Origin of the sequence: Terasakiella brassicae (assembly GCF_014641495.1) — a bacterium.
Taxonomy (GTDB): Bacteria; Pseudomonadota; Alphaproteobacteria; order Rhodospirillales; family Terasakiellaceae; genus Terasakiella; species Terasakiella brassicae.
In genome coordinates this window covers 48169-67184 of sequence record NZ_BMHV01000004.1, presented here as the reverse complement: position 1 = coordinate 67184, position 19016 = coordinate 48169, and the positions used below count along the sequence as shown (strand labels likewise).

Below are 19016 nucleotides of genomic sequence, written 5' to 3'. Positions count from 1 at the left end.
GAGGCACCAACGCCTCCCTTTTTTATCGTAATCGCCTTTTTTACGAGGTCAGGCTTTCATCTTCCGGCTTTTTCTTTCGACCAAACAGGCCGATAATCAGCACGAAGAATAACGGAACGAAGAAAATCGCCAGCACAGTCGCGGCAATCATCCCGCCCATAACACCTGTCCCCACTGCAATACGGGCACCAGCACCGGCCCCACTGCTGATGGCCAGCGGGAGAACCCCCAAGGTAAAGGCCATAGAGGTCATAACGATCGGGCGTAGACGTTGACGCGCCGCTTCGACGGTCGCCGCGACCACATCCATTCCCTGTTCATAAAGGTCACGGGCAAATTCCACGATCAAAATCGCGTTTTTCGCCGAAAGACCAATCGTCGTCAAAATAGCAACCTGGAAGTAAACGTCCCCGGGCAAGCCGCGCAACATCACCGCCAGAACGGCCCCTAAAATCCCAAGCGGCACAACCATCATCACCGATACCGGAATGGTCCAGCTTTCATAAAGGGCGGCAAGGCTGAGGAAAATCACAATTGCCGACAACAGATACAAGGTTGGTCCCTGTTCACCGGCTTCTTGTTCCTCATAGGACAAACCTTGCCATTCCAGACCAATCCCGCCGGGCAGTTTGGCAACCATTTCTTCCATTGCCGCCATTGCGTCACCCGAGGCAACGCCCGGTGCCGCCTGACCTTGAATATTCAAAGACGACAAGCTGTTAAAACGTTCCAGACGCGGGGAGCCATAAGTCCATTGCGTACTGGAAAAGGCCGAGATCGGAACCATTTCGCCTTGGTTATTGCGTACATACCAATGGGCGATATCTTCCGGCATCATCCGATAAGGGGCATCGGCTTGAATGTAAACCTTCTTGATCCGCCCCTTTTCAATGAAATCATTGACATAACTGGACCCCCACGCGGTTGCCAATGTGCGATTGATATCGGCGATATTAACACCCAATGCACTGGCTTTTTCCTGATCGATATTGATATCGAATTGCGGTGTATCGTTCATCCCGTTCGGGCGCACCCCCACAACACGCGGGTCTTGTGCAGCCATACCCAATAACTGGTTACGTGCTGCCATCAGGGCTTCGTGACCGATACCACTACGATCAACCAACTGCATATTAAAGCCGTTTGCCGTCCCCAGTTCGATGATGGCAGGTGGGGCGAAGGCAAAGACCATTGCTTCCTTGATCTGGCCAAACATCCCATAAGCCCGTCCGATAACCGCCTTGACCGATTGATCGGGGCGCGTGCGTTCCGACCAGTCTTTCAAGTTGATAAAGGCAATCCCCGTGTTTTGACCACTCCCCGCAAACGAGAAACCCGCAACAGTAAACAGACCATTGACGTTTTCTGTCTCGTTCTCCAGAAAATGTTTTTCGATTTTCTTGAGAACTTCGACCGTGCGTTCCTGAGAAGCCCCGGCTGGCAATTGCAGCATGGAGAACATGATCCCCTGATCTTCATCCGGCAGAAAGGACCCCGGCAAACGGTTATAGGTGAAAATCAATCCACCAACCAATGCCGCATAAATCACCAGAAAACGGAATTTGCGAACCGTGATATAGCCGACACTGTTTTGATAAAACAGGTTCGTCTTATCAAAACCACGGTTAAACCAGCCAAAGAAGCCTTTTCTGTCATAAGGGTTATGCTTGGACGGTTTCAACATGGTGGCACAAAGGGCCGGGGTAAGGATAATCGCAACCAGAACCGAGAACCCCATCGCCGAAACAATTGTGATGGAGAATTGACGATAAATCGCACCGGTAGACCCGGCAAAGAAGGCCATCGGGACAAACACGGCAGATAGAACAAGCGCGATACCGATCAAGGCCCCTGTGATCTGATCCATTGATTTGCGGGTTGCTTCACGCGGGGATAAGCCATCTTCATGCATAATCCGTTCAACGTTTTCCACCACAACAATGGCGTCATCCACCAACAGGCCAATCGCCAGTACCATACCGAACATGGTCAAGGTATTGATGGAATATCCAAACGCGGACAAAACAGCAAACGTCCCCAGCAACACAACCGGAACCGCAATCGTCGGGATCAGGGTCGCCCGCCAGTTTTGCAGGAACAGCAACATGACGAGGAAAACCAGCACAATCGCTTCAAACAGCGTATTGACCACTTCCTTGATCGAAACCTTCACAAACGGGGTTGTATCATAGGGATAAACCACTTCTACGCCTTGCGGGAAGAAGGGTTTCAGTTCCTCCATCCGGGCCTTGACCGCCTCAGCCGTATCCAAAGCATTAGCCCCGGTCGCCAAGGTAACACCGATACCGGTTGCGGGTTGCCCGTTATAACGGGCCGTCACCGCATAGTTTTCCGAACCGATTTCAAGTCGGGAAACATCGCCAAGACGAATCTGTGAGCCGTCTGTATTCACTCGCAGCAAAATATTGGCAAATTCTTCAACCGTTTGAAGTTTGCTTTGTGCGGTAATTGTCGCGTTCAACTGTTGGCCGGAAACCGCAGGCATCCCCCCGATTTGACCGGCTGTGACTTCGGTGTTCTGTGCAGCAATGGCCGAAGTCACATCAGATACCGTCAGGTTATAACTGATCAACTTATTAGGATCGAGCCAGACCCGCATCGCATGCTTGGCCCCAAAAACCCGCACACTTCCAACACCATTTACCCGTGCAATCGGGTCACGTAATGATGTCACAACAAAATCAGATAAATCTGCGCGATCAAGACTGTTATCAGCCGATACAATCCCGACAACCATCAGGAAAGACCCGCCGGATTTCGACACCGTCACCCCTTGTTGCTGCACTTCTGCGGGCAACAGGGACATCGCCCCTTGCAGTTTATTTTGCACCTGAACCTGTGCAATATCCGGGTCAGCTTCTGCTTCAAACGTCAGGGTGATTTCAACCGAACCGTTGGCATCACTTGCAGAAGAAATATAACGCAGGTAATCCAGACCGTTCATTTGTTCTTCGATCACCTGTGTGACGGCATTTTCCACCGTACTGGCAGAGGCACCGGGATAAGATGTATTAATCTTAACCGAAGGCGGTGCAATGGTTGGATATTGTTCGATCGGTAACTGAAAGATCGACAGACCGCCTGCCAACATAATCACAAGGGCAACAACCCATGCGAATACGGGACGGTCAATAAAAAACTTTGCCATATTCGCTGTTCCTATTTACCGGGTTGGGCATCATTCGCCGCACTTACCGGCTGCGCAACGACCGGAGCACCCGGTGCGATACGCTGTAAACCTTCAACCACGATTTCAACACCATCCGTGAGACCAGCCGTCACCAACCAGTCATTGCCTTGGGATTGTTCAATTGTAATGGGCTTGACCACCGCTTTACCTTCTTCAACGGCATAAACAAAGGCAGACCCGTCCGGGCGACGCATCACCGCTTTTTGTGGAACGACAAACACACCGTCCAATTCCCCTTGATACACGGTTCCGCGCACAAACATACCCGGCAGCAAATCACGTTTTGGATTTGGGAAGACCGCGCGCAAACGCACCGTCCCTGTTGTTTCGTTCACACTCACGTCAGAAAATTTAAGCGTTCCTTTGTGAGAATATTCCACACCCGTTGCATCCACGGTTAAAGTCACGTCAATCTTGCCTGCATCAACGCCTTGCAAGCGACCGGACTGTACCGCATGTTTAATTTTCAGCAAACGACCGCCAGCCTGAATAACGTCGACATAAATCGGATCCAGCTGTGTAATGGTTGCCAAGGCACTGCCCTGACTTGCGATAACAAGGGACCCTTCGTTAAAGGCAGATGCGCCGATCTGGCCGGAAATCGGGGCTTTCACCGTTGTATCTTCCATATTGATCTGGGCTTGATCCACTTTGGCCTTGGCCGCAGCAACAGCGGCACGTGCCTGTGCTTCAACAGCAACCGCATCGTCATATTTCTGTTCACTCAATGCTTTGGTTTTAATCAGCTTTTCATAACGGACACGTGTTTTAACCGCTTGGCTCAGCATTGCTTTCTGGCGATCAAGTTCCGCCTTTGCCGCATCAAGGGCAGCGACATAAACAGCCTGATCAATTACATAGAGGGCCTGATCCTGTTCAACATACGCGCCTTCTTCAAATTTTCGGGCTTCAATAATCCCGTCCACCTGTGGGCGTACATCGGTTTTACGAAAGGCAACTGTACGACCGGGCATTTCTTCAGACAAACGGACTTTTGTAGCATTCAACACCACTGTATTGACCGCCACCCCCGGACGCTGCCCGCCCGCCCCGGCGCTTCCTTTTTGTTCTTCACCGCAGGAAGCAACAACCAGAGCCATAGCTGCAACACTTGCGATTTTTGTAAATGATCGAATAAACAAATCACGAATCCTTTTAGTGGCGAAATGCCCGTAAATTTTTAACATTGGAGAGAAACCGTACCTGAAACAGCAATGGTTTCCAAATCAAGATTTTTATAGATTGCGCGTAATCTGACACATTCACACTTAAACTTTTGTTATCCACCTCACAGTTATGACGTACATGCCGGATAAAGCTTCTAAAAGCCCCGGCCATTCGCCGACTTATATCATATTTTTATTGATGATTTTTTCTTAAAGTTGTATATTTTACAAGTATTTCGCACCGCAAAACAACAATCCCGCACAGGATATTGTAGATATTCAACCTTTCATACAATATTATGATCCTGCCCCCCTTCTTTATTTCCCCTGAAAACGCAAGAAGTCACGATCTTAAAAATATCTAACAACAAAGTTCGGAAAATGGCCCCACGATCTCGCGTTTATATCATTCAGCCCCCTGTCAACATCCCACAAGTCACTCCTTGCCTTGATGATCAGCCGTTCCCTTTGGGTCTTCTTGGCGTGGGCGCTTATCTCAATCAAAACGGTTTTGATGCCAAAGGCTTACATATTCCCAATTTACTGGCAAACAAAAGCCATAGCCTGAATGATCTTATAAACGAAATTGGTGAAGCCCAGCCCTTGTTGGTTGCCATCGCCTTGAATTGGGTACATTTCAGCAAAGGGGCCATAAAATTGGCCCGCTTGATCCGCCAAAACTCCCCGGACATCAAAATCGTTATCGGTGGGCAGCATGCAACCCTCTTTACCCGACAACTGGCAAAAGCCGCAGAAGGGTGTGTAGATGGCATTGTTAATGGCGAAGCGGAAAGAACGCTTTTGAACCTCTGTCGACATTTGGAAAATGAAGGGCAAATGCCTCTGCAAATGCCCGGACTGTTTTTATGTAGTCATAATCAGTCTCACGCCCGCGTCATCGCCCCCGATGTGGTCCAGAATATAGATAGCCTGCCCTTCTACGATTACAGCTTTTTGCAAGCCAAAAACGGAACCCTGCCTGTCGCAACGCTCAGCACAGGACGGGGAAGTTGCCCGCTCAAATGTGCCTTTTGTCTTGAACATGTCATGGGGAATTTGCAAGGACGAAACAAACTGCATTTTCATTCCCCCGAATGGATCGTCGCCCATATGAAACATATTATGGATCAGGGCATCAAACAGATTACCATTCAGGATAATCTTTTTATCGGCGGCGATAAAATGGTGGCCCAAATCGCGGATGAAATGGAACGGCAAAATATATATCTGGACCATATCAATATTTTCGCCCACCCGAACAGTTTTTCCGAAACCGGCTTTCAGGCCATAAACCGCATGGCAAAATTGGCCAGTATTGATTTTGGCGTGGAAACCGGCTCGCGCCGTGTGCTGGAACTCGTCAACCGCCCCAGCGATTTGGATGCCGTCCTTGAAAATATCCGCGATGCTGTCAAAGCGGGCATTGTGCCCTACACATGGTGGCTCTCAGGCTTGCCCGATGCCCCACAGGCAGAACAAGATACCTGCACTTTTATGAAAGAAACGATGGTACTGGGGGCTATTCCCCGCTCAGTCAATCCGCTTGTTCTTTTACCCCGAACCCCCATGCATGAGCGTTCACAAGATTACGGCATTCATCCCCGTTTTAAACGGTTTGAAGATTACAGCCTGTTTTCCCAAGTCAGCCTGCAAGACGCACAACATTTTGGCGATACCCTCACCCACAATACCAGTGAGCGCAGCCGCAACGATATTTTGGAAGAAACAAAACGTCTAAAGCAATTCATTCTAGAACATTTTGCAATCATTGAAAAATTCTGGCAATCGCGCCACCCCTTACTACTTGATGAGCTTCAACAGATCAAAGATCATATTCAAGGGTCTTTTCGGCTCAATGAAGAGTAACTTTTCAGACAACAAGAACGATTCGTAAAAAAAAGACGTGTCATCCTTTAAATGAGGTACCCGTAAAAGTACGAGGCAGTCCCCTGAAAGCATTCCCCTTTTTTCATCAAACCTTTGAAATAAAAAATAAAACGTGGCACACTTATTAAGCGATTTAGAAATGTTAAAATAAAACCTAGAAAATATACGTAAAAATACATATCTTTGATACTAGGTAATACCGAGTAAATACCATTGCGTTATGTATTTTTTATCAAAAGATGCGAAGGTCCAATAGGACCAAGTCTTGAGGGTATGCAATAAAGCATCGATAAAAAAAGACCGAACAAATGGTATAGACAATGTGAGGATTGTCTATGAGAACCGTTTTTGATGCAGGCGACAGTCACCCCTTTCAGGTGCTCGAACCTCAGGGAAATCCTTCGGTCATTTCTTTACCGGAAGACTTAGACATGTCCGATGCCACCGTCATTCGTGATGGTACAGACATGATGATCGAGTCCGCCCAAGGCGATCATTTCCTCATTCAGGATTATTACCTTCAGGAACACAGCCCACATTTACAACAGGCAAACGGCCAATGGTTCGACACACAGGCCTATGAGAACCTGCCCGACATTGACAGCCTCAATCAATATGCCCAAGCCGCCCCGGTTCTTGACATCCCCGGATTGCAAACGGCGCAAGCCACCCCGCAAGGTGATGTTGCGTTAGGTGAACCGATCGGCCTTGTCGAAGAAGTCAGTGGTAGTGTCAGCGTTGTGCGCGCCGATGGCAGCAGCGCCATTCTCAATACAGGTGACCCCGTCTTTCAGGGGGACCGTCTGGAAACATCCACCGATGGGGGTGTCGGTATTACCCTTGCAGACACAAGTACATTCTCCCTCGGTGAAAATTCCGAAATGGTGCTGGACGAACTGGTCTATGATCCCGGCAATCAAGAAGGCAGCTCGGTCCTTTCCCTCATTGAAGGCACCGCCAGCTATGTCAGTGGGCAAATCGCCAAAATCAATCCTGACGCGGTCGCCATCAACACGCCGGTTGCCACCATTGGTATTCGCGGAACCAAAGTCTTTCTGGAATATGCCGAAGGGAAATTCCGCGCGATTAACCTGATTGAAACCACACTGGACGGCGATACACCGGGCGAGATTGTCATTTTTGCCTTAAACGGTTCCCCATTAGGATCAACCAATCAGGCCAATGTGGGGTGGAGTTGGGACGGCGGGTCTACCAATAATTTTAGATCTTCCCAATTCAGCACAGATGAAATCAACCGTTTAACACGCGACACATTAAACCATCTGCCCCCCAGTCTTGCGGAAAAAGCACTGGAAGCAAAAGAACTTGAAGCCGCCTTAAAAGAAGCCGCAGAAATCGCCGCCCGTGAAGCACAAGATGCCGAAGCACAGGCCCAACAGGCCGAAGCCGATGCGCAAGCCTTGAAACAAGCTGCCGATGACGCCAAAGCAGATGCCGATGCCTTGGCGCAACAGGCTTTAACAGAAGAAGAAAAACTTCAGCTTTTACAAGAGCAATTGCAGGAATTGATTGCTTCGGGCGCAACGAATCAAGAAATCCTGCAACTGCAACAGGCGCTCAACAAACTGGAATTCAACCTGCAACAAATCTGGCAAAATGCAGAGACAGCAAAACAATCTGCGCAGCAAGCCGAAGATAAGGCAACCCAAGCTTATCAATTTATGCTGGAAGCGCGCGAGGAAGCCCAACAAGCCAATGCCGCCGCAGAAGTCGCACAAAATGCCGCGCAAGGAGCCTATGAAATCACGCAAAATGCAGTCCAACGCGCACGTGAATATGTCGGCTATGAAGCCAATACGAACGCCAATCCGGGGGAAAGCAACAACCAGTTTGCCGACAAGACAACAGACGGCCCGCAAAATGGCGAACAACAGGAAGAGGGAAACGAAGACGGTAATCACGTTTTTGTCCCCCATGAAAATGACAACAATGAAGGCGCATCCGGCCCCATTGTTGTCGCACAATTAGATAATGGTGAAAGTGGGAATTACACGGGCGAGACAGGCCAGAACAACGCGGACGAAAACACAGGCAAGACAGAAGAAGAAAACACCACCCCTGTAAATAATGATCCCGACCCGGTTTTACTGAGCGGGAAGGGCGTGGATGGCTATCTCAGCGGCGCTGACGTTTGGATTGATCTGGATAAAGACGGCATTATGGATGCCAATGAAACAGACCGCAGCATCACGGACAACAGCGGGAATTACACGCTCAGCACGAGCGCCAGTGATTATATTATATCCATGTCCGGTGGAACAGACATCGCAACGGGCAAAGCCTTCTATGGCGTTTTACAAGCCCCCGAAGGGTCAACCGTTGTTACCCCGCTAACAACCCTGCTTGCCAACGGCATTTCTGAAAGCGATCTAAAAGCCGCTTTCGGTCTCAGCGCCGATATTGACCTGACCACCACCGACCCGGTCGCCGGGGCCACCAACAGTGACATTGCAAAACTGGCGGCTGTCGGTGTGCAAATTCAAAACACCATTGTTCAGGCTGCTTCCGTTCTGGAAGGGTCCAGCAGTACGACACTGGATGCCGGAACAACGGGGACAATCTTGTTCAATGCCATTGCCGATGCGATAAAAACCCAAGGCAGCGGCTTTAATATCTCCGATGCGACAAAAATACAGTCCGTTATTTCACAAGCCGCAGGTGATTTACTGAGTGGGGATGACCTCACCAAAGCCAACGCCGCCGCTGCCAACAGTGCACAGATTATCAGCGCGTCAAACAGTGTCGTTAATGATTATATCGCACTGGGGGGAACGGGAAATGATTTCCTGTCCAGTCTGGCACAAGTTGCCGTGGTTGCCAGCAATGCCGCCAGCGACCTGCAAACAGCGGTGCGCGATAATAGCAACCTCAGCGATCTTCAAAGCCAATATAGTGCAAGCAACTTGAACAGCAAAATTGAAGGGGCCTCAATCGGGGATGTCAATGGCGATGGATCAACCAATACCAGCAATGCCGCCCCATCCATAAGCGCGCCGGCAGCTTTCACCACATTGGAAGATCAGGCCATCACCCTCAGTGAAGCACAATTGCTTGCCCATGCCAGCGATACAGACACACTGCATGTGCGCAATGTTACAATCAGCGGTGCTAGCTTACAAGATAACGGAGATCAGACATGGACCATTACCCCGAATGCCAATTCAACCGAAGCCATTACCTTGTCTTATGAAGTATCCGATGGTTTTAAATCGACACCCACAACGGCACAACTGTCAATAACACCTGTCAATGACACCCCGACACTGAGTGCCGCCATAACCCTTTCCGGCGACAGCGAAGGTAATTATCAGGAAGACAATACAATTACTCTAAGCAAATCGCAATTGCTGACCCATGCCAGTGATATAGACGGCGACAGTCTGGATATTTTGAATGTCGTTGCCACCTCTGGCGGAGAAATTGCCGACAATGGAAATGGCACATGGACGGTTACGCCCACACTCAATTCAACCGATGATGTCATCCTGACCTACACCGTCAGTGATGGCAAAGGCGGTAGCGTACAACAGACTGCCACGCTTGAAATTAAAAGCGTAAATGATGCGCCGACCCTTTCCAACACCGTCATCCTGAATGGGACAGAAGATACGGTCCTATCCATCAGTAAAGCGCAATTACTGGCCTATGCCAGCGATGTGGATGGTGACACACTCAGCATCGAAAACTTTGCAATAGATGGCCGTGGTCAACAAGGAAGCCTTGAACAAACAGCCGATGGCTGGCTTTATACCCCCGGCGAAAACAGTACATCCGATATCACCTTTACCTATACCATCAGCGATGGGAATGACGGGACGATTGACACCTCGGCAACAGCCAAATTTGGTGCTGTCAACGATGCCCCAACGGTTTCAAGCACACCTGTTGGTCTAAGCGGGACAGAAGACACCGTTCTGACGATTACCCAAGATCAACTGTTAAATGAATATGCCAGCGATGTGGACGGCGATACGCTCAACATTGAAAGTCTGGCAACAAACGATGGTGGCAGCGTCCAAAAAATTAACGCAACCACATGGACCTATACACCGGCCCTAAATGCAAATGGCGATGTTTCTTTCACCTTTAAAGTCTCCGATGGGACCACCACAACCGATGGTCATGCGGTTGTAAACATTGCCAGTGTGGACGATGCGCCCATTATCAGCGGGACCGCCACATTCAGCGTTTATATTGAAGACACAATTTTCCTCACCCCATCACAACTGCTGGCCTATGCAACCGATATTGATACCGACAGTGCAAACCTGTCCATCACCGATATTTCGTTTTCAAGCGGTTACACAAGTGAAACCGATGGCGGATGGTCTTTTACCCCGCAATGTTTTGATAATGTCACCGTGAGCTATAACGTCTATGACGGGACCAGCAAAACCGCGACAACCGCCACCATCAATGTACATAACAACTATCAGGGACAAGACGGTCAAAATTCAAATATTGCCCCCATCCTTGGCGATGCCATTTCCCTGAGTGGTGTGGAAGACGGCGGCGAAGCGGGCTATATTACGATTACGCCAGCGCAGCTTTTAGACGGCAGTTACGATCAGAACGAAGACAGCATCAGTGTTGTCAATCTATCCCTCAGCAGTGGCACAGGCAGTCTCGCCTTCGACAGTCAAAGCGGGAATTGGCACTTCACACCAACAGCAAACAGCACAGCCCCGGTAACCTTCACCTATAATATTTCCGATGGACAAGCCTTATCGGCACAACAAACAGCAACCTTGACCCTTAATCCTGTTAACGATGCCCCGACCATTTCCAACCTTGTGTCTTTTAACGCAACAGAAGACACCGCCTTTGATCTGACGGCGGCGCAACTGCTTGCCAACGCAACCGATGTAGACGGGGACGACTTGGCCGTACAAAACCTGACGGCTTCATCGGGTTCGCTGGTTATAACAGAAAACGGCTGGACCTTTACCCCGGTTGAAAACGCCACCGACGATGTCACCTTTAGCTACACCATTAGTGATAACAACGATGCAACATTGGAGACAACCGCCACAGCCCATTTTGCCGCCGTAAATGATGCCCCCATTGTCAGCGCCCCGATAAGCTTGAGCGGACAAGAAGATACCAGCCTGACCTTTACCAAGGCACAATTGCTGGCAAACACAACAGATGTGGATAACGATAGTCTGCAAATTCAGAACCTGCAAACCAATGCAGACGGTACCTTGATCTACAACGGTGATGACAGCTGGACCTATACCCCCGTTGCCAATTCCACCGACAATGTGACCTTCACATATGCCGTTTCCGATGGTTTGGTCAGTGTTTCGACCCAAGCCGTTGCCAGCTTTGCCGAAGATGGCATTATAGAAGGCACCAGCACGTCAGACACATTAAACGGTACGACAGGCAACGACACTATAACGGCTCTAGCCGGTAATGATCAACTGAGCGGCGGCACGGGCAACGATTATCTGGATGGCGGCGATGGGGACGACACGGCTGTCTTTAGCGGCAACCTCGATGATTATACCTTTGCCACCAACGACAATGGCGAATTAACCATCACAGATAACAACACCATCGATGGTGATGACGGTCAGGACATTCTGATCGATATCGAAAACTATCAATTTGCCGATCAGGTCATCACCGGAACACCGGGCGAAATTGTGGGTTCAAGCGGTTCCGACCAGCTTTCCGGCGGCAATGGTGCCGATGTTATTCGCGGTGGTGACGGGGCCGATTTCATCTGGTCGCATAATGGCAACGATGTCATCTATGGCGGGTCCGGCAACGACTTCATCTGGACGGATAATGGCGATGATACCGTCTATGGCGAAGGCGATAACGACAATATCTGGACGGGCAATGGTGACGATACCGTCTATGGCGGCAGCGGGAACGATTTTATCTGGACGGGCCGGGATGACGACACCGCCAGCGGTGGCGACGGGGCAGATATCATTTACACCAGTTATGGTGATGACACGATCATCTACAGTGACGGGGATGCAACCCTGAACGGGGGCAGCGGCACCGATACACTACGTCTGGACAATGGCGATAATCTGGACCTGACGACAAACAGCGTTAAAATCTATTCCATTGAACAGATCGACCTGCAAACAGACAATAATGCCAACAGCCTGATATTTGAGTCCAACGATATTACATCCATGAGCAGCAACGACAGTGTCATCATTGATGGGACCTCTGCTGACAGCGTTACTTTTGCAGATAGCGGATGGTCACAGGGGGCAACGTCCAACGGATACACCACCTACGACCATTCGTCATCCGGGGCACAGGCCAGCGTTGCTGAAAACATCAATGTCGCATTGAACAATGGTTTGGCCTAACCTGTAAGTTATTGACTTTCTGCCCTGATTGGTAACAATCCAGTCCTCCGTTTACGAGGAACATGGTGCACCGGGACAATGGCAGACATAAAAATAACAGACCCAAGCACATGGCTTGCACATAACCGCGATGCTTATCCAAATGCGGATGCTGTTATTTATAAATCTCAGCGCCTTACTCATCGTGATCTCTTTGTGCAAGTCACACATCTCAGTCAACAATTAAAACAACCGGGCCTTATTCAGGTTCATGAGGCCCGCGACCCATTACAGACGACCTTGATATTTCATGCCGCCCCAATGGCAGGCTCCCCTTTCCTGCCCCTTGACCCCAACATGTCGGCAAACACCCGCGAGGCTTTTTTAGAAAAGGTTGCCCCGGATATCCCGTTTGCCCCTACCCCGCCTGAACCTGATGCGGTCCGCCTGATCATCGCCACCAGTGGTACAACAGGTGTCCCAAAAGGCGTGATGTTAAGCGGGCGTAATCTTGCCGCTTCTGCCCTTGCATCGCGTCAACGCATCGGACTGAATGCGGGGGATAGATGGCTTGCCTGCCTGCCGCTGTTTCATATCGGGGGATTATCTATTTTATCGCGTTGTGCCGAAGCGGGCGCCTGCGTTGTCTTGCAAGATGGTTTTAATACGGACAAAACCTTGGCAGCAATGGATGATCATGGCATCACCCACCTTTCCCTTGTGCCCACCATGCTGCATCGTTTCCTTGAAAAACTGGGAAACCGCAAGCCACCGGGCCGTTTAAAACGAGTACTGGTCGGTGGGGCCGCGATTTCCACCGATCTGGCCCGCCGCGCTTTTGATCTGGGCTGGCCGATTTGCCCCACCTATGGCATGAGCGAAACATCCTCGCAATTTTCGACATTTGAACAATTGCCCGATGACTGGTGCGAAGGCCAAATTGGCACACCGCTGGACGGTTTTGACGTGGGCCTGCACGACATGCGCCTGAAAGTCCGTGGTCCGGCGGTTATGAAAGGCTATATCAACCCCGCCCGCACGATGGGGCAAGGATTGGAAAACAGCTGGTTCATTACCAATGATCTGGGTCACATTGGCGAAGATGGGCAACTTTCCATCATCGGGCGGGCCGATGATGCCTTTTTAATCGGCGGGGAAACCGTTCACCCTGCCACCGTCGAACGCATCTTATCCACCTGCCCCGATGTAGACGAAATTGCCGTCACCGCGCGCAATGACCGCGAATGGGGCAAGCGTCTTGTTATCCTTTATGCCGGCAACACGGATGAAGAAAGCGTTCAACAGTTTGCCAACAAACATTTAAAAGGGCCGTACCGCCCGACACACACAATAAAACTGGCAGTTCTCCCCCGAAATACAATGGGAAAGCTGGACCGTCAGGCCCTCATCACCGCCCTGACCGGATCAAACCCGGATTGATCCTCAAATAATACTGCTGTGCCCAGCCCATGTGCCCAACGCCCCAACGGGTCCAACGCAGCAGCCGTTATCAAGGCCGCACGGGTCGCAATCGGGCCGTCAATGGTTGTGGTGACAATGGTTTCAATGCCCTGTTGCTGCAACATCTTTCCCAACTGATAAGATGATAACGGTCCCCCGTGGGCCATCGGTTTCAACACCACGCGCCGCGCGGTTGATAACAGGCCATTTTGCAAACTTTCATCTTGAACCAAAACAAAAGGGACTTTGTTTTGCAGTTCAGCCCATGCCTGTTCATTCGGATGTGCCAAGGGTTCTTCCAGACTTTCAATCGCCAACCCAGAAATTTCATTCAAGAAACGTTCGGCCTGTTCAAAGTCCCATGCCCCATTGGCATCCAGTCGTAAATAGACCCCGTCTGGAAGTTCTTTATGAAGAGTTTCTAACGCCTTGATTTCGTCTTCAACCGACTGCACACCAACTTTCAATTTGATGACCTGATACCCTTGATCACGCAATAAACTTAAACGATCCGATGAAAAATCGCACAAAGTGCCTGCACTGACATTCAACCGCACCTGAGACGCCGCCTGCACATTCAATTGACACCCCAAAAGGTCTACGAGCGCTGTTTCAATCGCGCAGCGCACCGCAGGGCAACTTGGCAAAAGGGCCGGCAATGTCTTTAAGACCGTATCCCCTTCCTGTCCTGACAGGGCCGATTGCATATGTTTCAAACCAGCTTCACAATCAGAAAAGATTTCAGTGCCGATTTCGGGCAGGGGCGCTGCCTCCCCCCACCCGGTACGGCCTGTTTCATCACAAAGCGCAACCGTCCAGCCACGACGAACCGACCAGACCCCCTGCGCCGTTCGCCACGGCTGACGTAGCGCCCGTTCATAGGGTTGGTAGGTCAATGAAATGATCTTCATAGAAGCCAATCAGGGGATGCGCGGAAATTTGGTAAAATCTGGATCACGTTTTTCCAGATAGGCATTGCGCCCTTCCTGACCTTCCGCTGTTTGATAAAACAAACCAGTGGCGTTGCCTGCCAATTCCTGCAAGCCCGCTGCCCCATCGGTATCGGCATTAAACGATGCCTTCAACAAACGCAGGGCGGTCGGGGACAAGGCCAACATTTCGCGACACCATTGCACGGTTTCTTCTTCCAGTTTTTCCAACGGCACAACTGTATTGACCAACCCCATATCAAGGGCTTGTTGTGCATCATACTGGCGACACAAGAACCAGATTTCCTTGGCTTTACGCTGTCCTACCAAACGGGTCATCAGAGCAACACCCAAACCGCCGTCAAAACTGCCGACCCGTGGTCCGGTTTGTCCAAAACGGGCGTTTTCTGCGGCAATGGCAAGATCACAACACAGGTGCAACACATGACCGCCGCCAATGGACCAGCCTGCAATCATCGCCACGACAGGCTTGGGAATGGTACGGATCAGGCGTTGCAGTTCCAACACATCCAGACCTTCATTTCCATCTTCATCGGTATAGCCTGCCTCGCCACGGATACGTTGATCCCCACCGGAACAAAATGCCTTGCCCCCGGCCCCTGTTAAAATAATCACACCAACGGATTTATCACGATGGGCGGTTTTAAAGGCATGTAACATGGCGCGTACCGTTTCGGGACGAAAGGCGTTATGGACTTCGGGGCGGTTAATGGTGATTTTCGCAATTCCATCCGCCACATGATATTCAATATCTGTAAACTGGGGATCGGTGATTTCCTGCCATTGGATCGACACGGGCTGTTTACTCCTGTTTTCTTGGTTTTAACCTTGGGTGACGGCCTGCCAATAGGCCTGATGTGCCGCCGTACTTTGTTTTCTGTCTATCACGACTTCAATCAGGTCTATACCCGGATTGGTCAAACAAGCCTGAAAAACATCAGAAAAATCTTTTATACCTTCAATTTTATAATAGGCGCGGCCATATCCCCGGGCAACCTGTGCAAAATCAGGGGCCGATGGTGTGACCCAGTACCGTTCAAAACAATCAGGGTCGAGGTTTGCTTGGGCAAGATATTCAAAAATTCCGCCACCGCCATTATTCAAAACAACAAGGGTCAAATTGACACCTTCATCAATCCCCAAGGCGCTGATATCATGTGTCAGCGTTAAATCCCCAACCAACGCAACCACGCTTGTCTTGCGCGCAGCCCCGACCCCCAATGCCGTGGAAATATTACCCTCAATCCCGCTTAATCCCCGATTGCATAAAATGTCAAACGCCCCCTCCCCGCTGTTGAGGAAACTATCCAGCAAACGGATAGGTGTGGAATTTCCACAGAACAGAATGTTTTCCGCATCCATCTTTTGCACAATTGATTGAATAATTTCCGCCTCTTGGGGCAATGTCGCCTCTTTCTGAATATTCCGGCATCGTTGCTCCTGTGCAAAAAACGTCTGCCATATCTGTCCATCGTTACGAGAGGTAAGCCGTGCAGATAGACGCACACAAAGATCAAGCGGATCACACAGGATCATATCATCCACAAGCCCACAAGGATCAGACCATCCCCCCCCACCATCAACGATCAAATGGTGACTATCTGACAAACCAGATAAATAAAGGCCAAGGGACTTAGACACAGATTGCGCCCCGAAACGCAAAACCCAGCGGGGGTGTGCCGCCTGTATCACTTGCTCCTTTTTTAAAAAGGCATCATAACAAGATAACACCCGCCCGCCCCTTGAGCGCAAATTTGCCAAGGGGTCTGCCAGAACCGGAACGTCACATAGGTCTGCCAACTGACAGACGGCCTCGTCAAATCCTTGATCAAACGGCCCTTCCCCACACACGATCACCCCATCGCCCAGTTCCATAACCTGCGCAAGATGATTGATCTGTTCATCTTGCAGAACCATACGCGGATGCATCATCCGTATGGCATTTTTACGGGGCACAAGTTGGGGAATAGATGATGGTAATAAGGGTTCCCGAAAAGAAAGGTTCAAATGAACCGGCCCCGCTTTGGGGAAAAGCGATTGTTTGACCAGACGTGCACAGAGCGGGGCCAAGTGGGTGCAATCATCTTCTGCCGGGGGCAATTCAGAAAAGGCACGCACAGCAGACCCGAAAAGTTTAATCTGATCCGTTGTCTGGTTCGCCCCACATCCGCGCAATTCAGGCGGACGGTCCGCGCTGAGTAACACAAGCGGAATACAGGCCGCATCGGCTTCCAAAACCGCCGGATGCCAATGGGCAGGCGCCGTCCCCGATGTACAGACAAGGGCCACGGGCACACCTGTTGATTTGGCAAGACCCAGGGCGAAGAAGGCTGCGCTGCGTTCATCCAAAATCACATGGGTTGTCATGTCCGGATGATTATGTGCTGCCAAAACCAAGGGGGTGGAACGCGCCCCCGGTGAAACCACCACATGACAGCATGTTGCACCTGCCAATCCATCCATCACGCCAAAGGCCCAACGATAATTAAGCATCCCCTGATCGCTTTGTTCCATCAGGCGCCCTCCAACTCATCAAGCATGGTTTTTAATTTCAATTCTGTTTCGCATAGTTCTGCTTGCGGATCGGACCCGGACACAATCCCGGCCCCGGCTGAAAGTTCAGCCCGACCCCCGTTGATCAGCGCACAACGCAAAATCACATTTAAATCGCCATCCCCTTGCGGGGTCATCCAGCCAAAGGCCCCCGTGTACCATCCCAAACGATCTTCCTGATGGCGCTGCAACCATTTCAAAGCTGCAATTTGCGGGGTGCCGCCCACGGCCGGTGTCGGATGCAACGCAGCGGCAAGATCAAGCAGGTTCACCCCCGGTTTGGCTTGTGCCTGTATCGGTGTCCATAAATGATGCAACGCGCGTAATTTCAAAACAGACGGTCCTTCTGCTGCCACAATATCATCGCACAACGCTATGAGACGTGCGCGGATCATATCCACAACCAATTGATGTTCGTGTCGGTCCTTGCCTGTAATTTCCTGATACCCATTACCCATCGTCCCAGCCAGCGCATCACTTTTGACCACGCCGTTTACCAGTCGGATCAAGCCTTCGGGTGTTGCGGCAACGGCAATTCCGCGCGCACCGGATTGTGCAATAATAGTGCAGTTTGCATGATGGTCGGACAGCGACGAAATCAACCGGGAAAGTGAAAATGGTCTTTCGCCTTGTACCGCGATACGGCGTGTTAAGACGACCTTTTCCAATTCCCCATTTTCAATACTTGCCAAGGCTTGATCGACACGGGCAAGCCAGACATCATCTTCAGGATAACTGGATATGCGGGTCAATCGATTGCTGGCGGATATCTGGGACGTACGCGTCACACTCAGTCCTTCGATCACATCACGAACGGCTTTTTTCCAGTGAAGAAAGACCGAATGGGCGCAATCATCCGGTTTCATATCCCATGACAATGTCAAACTCGTCATTTCATCCCGGCGTTCCAACAACAGCAGAGGCAGCATGATCGAGGCATTGGGGAACACTTCATAGTTTTGATCATCAGAAAACGCAAATCCGGTAAACAACAATGGCCCCCGGCCTGTTTTGTCCGGGTCCAGACATTGCCAGTTTTCCCTTAATTGGCGATGATACGCCGACAGGTCTGAAAATCTATTTTCGCAAGCCGCCCGTTTTACAACCACCTGCCCCATCCCCAACATATAATGTCCTTCTTGGGGACGGGCCCAATAGCGCATGTTCTCCAAATTTGGGGGGACCTGATCAATCGTCAAATTTGGCACAGACAAGGTCAAGCTGACCAATCCAGTCATCCTGCCATCCAACAAAGACCGCGCCGCTTCCAATCGGTTTTCAATACGGGAAATCATCAATGCAGAAAGCAGGGACATGGAGCAAATCAGTTATTTCGAATTTTTTCATATACAACAGGTATAGCCTATCAACCATTTTAAATACCAAGCGTCAAGGCGTTGTTGATAATGGACAAGTCACACAGGTGAAGTCTTTATTTTCTTTAAAC

Annotated in this window: 9 protein-coding genes; 3 read left to right on the top strand and 6 right to left on the bottom strand. The window is 50.3% G+C overall.

All coding sequences use genetic code 11. The annotated features are described in order from the left end of the window. Positions 1-40 precede the first annotated feature (40 nt). Positions 41-3169 (bottom strand): efflux RND transporter permease subunit, encoded by a 3129-nt coding sequence (locus IEW74_RS03450; protein WP_188661612.1) that lies wholly within the window; start codon positions 3167-3169, stop codon positions 41-43. 11 nt (positions 3170-3180) lie between these two features. After that, a complete protein-coding gene (locus IEW74_RS03445) occupies positions 3181-4353 on the bottom strand; it encodes an efflux RND transporter periplasmic adaptor subunit (RefSeq protein ID WP_229734223.1) in 1173 nt (390 codons plus the stop codon). Positions 4354-4758: 405 nt separating this feature from the next. Here IEW74_RS03445 and IEW74_RS03440 point away from each other — a divergent pair, with 405 nt between their 5' ends. From IEW74_RS03440 to IEW74_RS03430, 3 genes are all read left to right on the top strand, one after another. Further along, positions 4759-6243: a B12-binding domain-containing radical SAM protein gene (locus IEW74_RS03440; RefSeq protein ID WP_188661611.1), complete on the top strand. Its 1485-nt coding sequence runs from the start codon at positions 4759-4761 to the stop codon at positions 6241-6243. Between the two features lie 356 nt (positions 6244-6599). After that, the gene (locus IEW74_RS03435) at positions 6600-12626 is read left to right on the top strand and encodes a cadherin-like domain-containing protein (RefSeq protein ID WP_188661609.1); all 6027 of its coding nucleotides are present in this window, start codon (positions 6600-6602) and stop codon (positions 12624-12626) included. A 78-nt stretch (positions 12627-12704) separates the two neighbouring features. Beyond that, the gene (locus IEW74_RS03430; RefSeq protein WP_188661607.1) at positions 12705-14045 is read left to right on the top strand and encodes a class I adenylate-forming enzyme family protein; all 1341 of its coding nucleotides are present in this window, start codon (positions 12705-12707) and stop codon (positions 14043-14045) included. Here the strand turns inward: IEW74_RS03430 and menC are convergent. The 4 genes from menC to IEW74_RS03410 are packed head-to-tail and all read right to left on the bottom strand — an operon-like array spanning position 14003 to position 18885. Beyond that, positions 14003-14977, bottom strand: a complete 975-nt coding sequence (menC, locus tag IEW74_RS03425; protein WP_188661605.1) for an o-succinylbenzoate synthase — start codon at positions 14975-14977, stop codon at positions 14003-14005. The two genes, IEW74_RS03430 and menC, sit on opposite strands and share 43 nt — an antisense overlap. A gap of 9 nt (positions 14978-14986) precedes the next feature. Further along, the gene (gene menB, locus IEW74_RS03420; protein ID WP_188661603.1) at positions 14987-15811 is read right to left on the bottom strand and encodes a 1,4-dihydroxy-2-naphthoyl-CoA synthase; all 825 of its coding nucleotides are present in this window, start codon (positions 15809-15811) and stop codon (positions 14987-14989) included. Between the two features lie 27 nt (positions 15812-15838). Then, complete coding sequence (gene menD / locus IEW74_RS03415) at positions 15839-17530, bottom strand: 2-succinyl-5-enolpyruvyl-6-hydroxy-3-cyclohexene-1-carboxylic-acid synthase (RefSeq protein WP_188661601.1); 1692 nt, start codon at positions 17528-17530, stop codon at positions 15839-15841. Continuing rightward, positions 17530-18885, bottom strand: coding sequence for an isochorismate synthase (locus tag IEW74_RS03410; RefSeq protein WP_188661599.1), 1356 nt, complete (start codon positions 18883-18885; stop codon positions 17530-17532). Before IEW74_RS03410 ends, menD begins: the two co-directional genes overlap by 1 nt. Between the last annotated feature and the right edge of the window lie 131 nt (positions 18886-19016).

Coding starts and splice junctions, on each gene's coding strand:
- IEW74_RS03450 (WP_188661612.1), bottom strand. CDS start 3,169: ATGGCAAAGTTTTTTATTGACCGTCCCGTATTCGCATGGGTTGTTGCC.
- IEW74_RS03440 (WP_188661611.1), top strand. CDS start 4,759: ATGGCCCCACGATCTCGCGTTTATATCATTCAGCCCCCTGTCAACATC.
- IEW74_RS03435 (WP_188661609.1), top strand. CDS start 6,600: ATGAGAACCGTTTTTGATGCAGGCGACAGTCACCCCTTTCAGGTGCTC.
- IEW74_RS03430 (WP_188661607.1), top strand. CDS start 12,705: ATGGCAGACATAAAAATAACAGACCCAAGCACATGGCTTGCACATAAC.
- menC (WP_188661605.1), bottom strand. CDS start 14,977: ATGAAGATCATTTCATTGACCTACCAACCCTATGAACGGGCGCTACGT.
- menD (WP_188661601.1), bottom strand. CDS start 17,530: ATGGAACAAAGCGATCAGGGGATGCTTAATTATCGTTGGGCCTTTGGC.
- IEW74_RS03410 (WP_188661599.1), bottom strand. CDS start 18,885: ATGTCCCTGCTTTCTGCATTGATGATTTCCCGTATTGAAAACCGATTG.